This is a genomic window from Pseudomonas sp., from assembly GCF_037994325.1.
Taxonomy (GTDB): domain Bacteria; phylum Pseudomonadota; class Gammaproteobacteria; order Pseudomonadales; family Pseudomonadaceae; genus Aquipseudomonas.
The window spans coordinates 1-2991 of record NZ_JBBNAH010000339.1; the positions used below are offsets into that span (position 1 = coordinate 1).

At 52.5% G+C, this 2991-nt stretch carries 3 protein-coding genes and 2 tRNA genes; all 5 read right to left on the reverse strand.

Features of this window, described 5'->3' with window-relative positions:
• Positions 1 to 95: 95 nt before the first annotated feature.
• The 5 genes from AAAB16_RS11405 to birA all read right to left on the reverse strand — a co-directional run bounded on the left by AAAB16_RS11405 (position 96) and on the right by birA (position 2793).
• A tRNA-Gly gene (locus tag AAAB16_RS11405) sits at positions 96 to 169 on the reverse strand.
• A gap of 24 nt (positions 170 to 193) precedes the next feature.
• Positions 194 to 278 (reverse strand) — tRNA-Tyr (locus tag AAAB16_RS11410).
• A gap of 140 nt (positions 279 to 418) precedes the next feature.
• Positions 419 to 1099 (reverse strand): SPOR domain-containing protein, encoded by a 681-nt coding sequence (locus tag AAAB16_RS11415; protein ID WP_340663416.1) that lies wholly within the window; start codon positions 1097 to 1099, stop codon positions 419 to 421.
• A gap of 7 nt (positions 1100 to 1106) precedes the next feature.
• Positions 1107 to 1850, reverse strand: a complete 744-nt coding sequence (locus AAAB16_RS11420) for a pantothenate kinase (RefSeq protein WP_340663417.1) — start codon at positions 1848 to 1850, stop codon at positions 1107 to 1109.
• The gene (gene birA / locus AAAB16_RS11425; protein ID WP_340663418.1) at positions 1840 to 2793 is read right to left on the reverse strand and encodes a bifunctional biotin--[acetyl-CoA-carboxylase] ligase/biotin operon repressor BirA; all 954 of its coding nucleotides are present in this window, start codon (positions 2791 to 2793) and stop codon (positions 1840 to 1842) included. Before birA ends, AAAB16_RS11420 begins: the two co-directional genes overlap by 11 nt.
• Between the last annotated feature and the right edge of the window lie 198 nt (positions 2794 to 2991).

Sequence of the window (2991 nt, forward strand, 5' to 3'; positions counted from 1 at the left end):
CTTGAGCGGATTCGAACCGCTGACCTCACCCTTACCAAGGGTGTGCTCTACCAACTGAGCTACAAGAGCGAAACACCTTGCACAACCTGCAAACTTGGAGCGGGCAGCGGGAATCGAACCCGCATCATCAGCTTGGAAGGCTGAGGTTCTACCATTGAACCATGCCCGCGGAGCTTGCAACTCACGCGAAATTTGGTGGAGGGGGAAGGATTCGAACCTTCGAAGTCGTAGACGTCAGATTTACAGTCTGATCCCTTTGGCCGCTCGGGAACCCCTCCAAAACGAGGCGGCATCTTAACTCATGCCACCCTACTGTCAAGCATTTTCTCAATAAAAACTTGAGGTTAGCAACTTCGACAGCAACTTTTCAGACTCACTCAGAGAGCAACCCTGCAAAGCGGGCGCCATTCTATTCAAACTAATTGGGCGATGCAATGCTTTCGCACGGCATTAATTGATGCTGCAAGCCGCTGAAATCTCGAGCCAAAGATTGCAGCAAGCCATCATCCGCCAGACGACGGCTCTCAGGAGCAATTCGCACCCAGAAGTTACGATGAGCGCGAGGTAATTCGCGCATTTGCGGCTCGTACCCCACTTCCCGCAAACGCTGGATTACGCTGTCGGCTGACTCGCTACGAGGAAACATCCCAAGGGAAATACCATTCGATAAATCGCCCTGAGTAATGATGTAGCTGTCAATTTTCCGCGCCTGCAACTCTTTTAACTGGCGTAAAGACGCTTGGCGAGAAGCCAGCGGAGGCAAGTAGACCCAATAATCCAATCCCGAAGGCGCGTCGACAATCTTGACCTGAGACTGGATATCCAACGTAATCAATCGCTGTTCGACCACCTTCGCTTGATCTTCCTGCTCGAAGCCACCAAGAAACATGCAGACCTCAGACGATCCAGAACTTGCATCAACAGGATGCTCGCGACGGGGTTGCGCCCCACCCGACTCACTCAGCAACCGAATGTCTTGGCGCACGCCTTGATGCATAGATAGAGGAGTTACCTCTTTTACTCGCAATGGCGCCTGCTGCTGGTGCCAGACGTAGTAAAATAGATTCAAAACGAGGAATAAAAGAAATAACCAACGCATACAGACCTCAAGGCAACGGGCATGCGATTGCCAGACCAATGAAAATCAGATCAGGCATAACCCGAGCAGCAGGGAGAACCTCTTCTACAGAGCCCGCATCTCCTCCAGTGAGGAATACTTCGAAGTTTTCACCCCAATAGTCTCGAGCAAGCTCAAGCTGAGTTTGGACGAACCCTCGCAGCATAAGCGAGCAGCCGCGCTCAACCGCCTCAACAGTAGAACGACCCGGAACCAACACTCTTAACGCCTGTTCTGCCGCTATATCGCCATAACGAATTCGGCGGGTATGGGTACGTAACTGGTTACGCATGAGCGGGACACCGGGACAAATGAAGCCGCCGAGATGCTCTCCATCAGAAGCCACAAAGTCAGAGGTAACCGCAGTGCCTAGATCAAGAACAAGACAAGCCTTACCAGCAAGTTGATATGCCGCCAGAATAGCCAACCAGCGATCAAGCCCAAGGCGCTCATATTCGCTATAACCATTGTGCACACCAGCAGCACTCTCAGCGGACTTTGCGCAGAGCGGCTCTACATTAAAGCGCGAAGCTAGTAGCACCTTAATTGCCTCAGTCTCCTCATCGCTACGCACACTTACCATTCTCGCAGCGCGCAACACCAAACCAGCCACACCATGGAGAGCCACAAGCAGCTCGTCCGACGAACCGACCACACCGCCGCGCACTACGACCTTATCGTTCAGTACGCGCCATTTAATAAAACTGTTCCCGCAGTCGAGCTCAAGAATCATCGCGCAGCCTCAGACTAAGCTCACCACCACTATATTGATGCTCAACACCTTCAACCAACAGTCGCAACGCACCGCGCGCATCCACGCCAAGCACTAGGCCATCAACATGCTGAACGCCTGCCGCAAGACGCACATTTTTTCCCTGCCAGAGATGAGCCTCTTCCCACACAGGCTTAAGTGCCTGAAAGCCGGCATCTCTATGAATAGAGAGAAACTGGAACAGATGCACATTTAGGCTATTAACAAACGCATTCCGATCGACCAACACGCCCAACTCATTACGCATCGACGTCCAAGGCTGATCGACCGCTTCAACATCACGCATGTTGACATTAACTCCAATACCCACAACTACGTGACACACGTCCGCAGGGTCACCGGTCATCTCCAGCAATATTCCCGCAATCTTCCGACCGGAAACCAGGACGTCGTTAGGCCACTTCAACCCCGCACCGGAAATGCCGTGCTCTCGCAGAGCCGCCAATACGGCGAGCCCAACAACGAGACTCATACCATCTAGCTGACCGGCACCGCCCTCAATGCGCAATATCAGACTGTAATAAATGTTATCTGCGAATGGGCTGACCCACGCCCGGCCACGACGACCACGACCAGCCGTTTGACGCTCCGCAACAACAAAAAATACCGGTTGCGCACCACCCTCTAAACGACGAAAAGCTTCAGCATTAGTCGAGTCAACACTATCAAGCACGTATGGGACCCAATCGCCCGGATTATTGGTCAGTTTTTCGCACTCGAGTAAAACGATCGGATTCGGCAAGCAGTATCCTCGACCCCGCACCTTATGAACCGCCAAGCCGGAGCTAACCTCCATTTCCTGCAGACGCTTCCAAACAGCAGCACGACTAATGCCTAGCGCGGCACCCAGAGCCTCACCCGAATGAAACCGCCCGTCTTGCAGCAGAGCCAATAATTTCAGCATTTGCAGACCGCTCAACTTTGAGGCACGCATCATATCGGCGCATCTGGACATTGCATAGAAACCAGCCACTTTAAAAAGCAGGAGGTTAAAAACTAGATTCGAGATGTGAAAGCTGCGGGAAAGGCCATTTTTCTCCGTTAACTTTTCTGCGCCCAAAAACAAACCCCCTACCCGTTTTCACGAGTAGGGGGTTTGGAA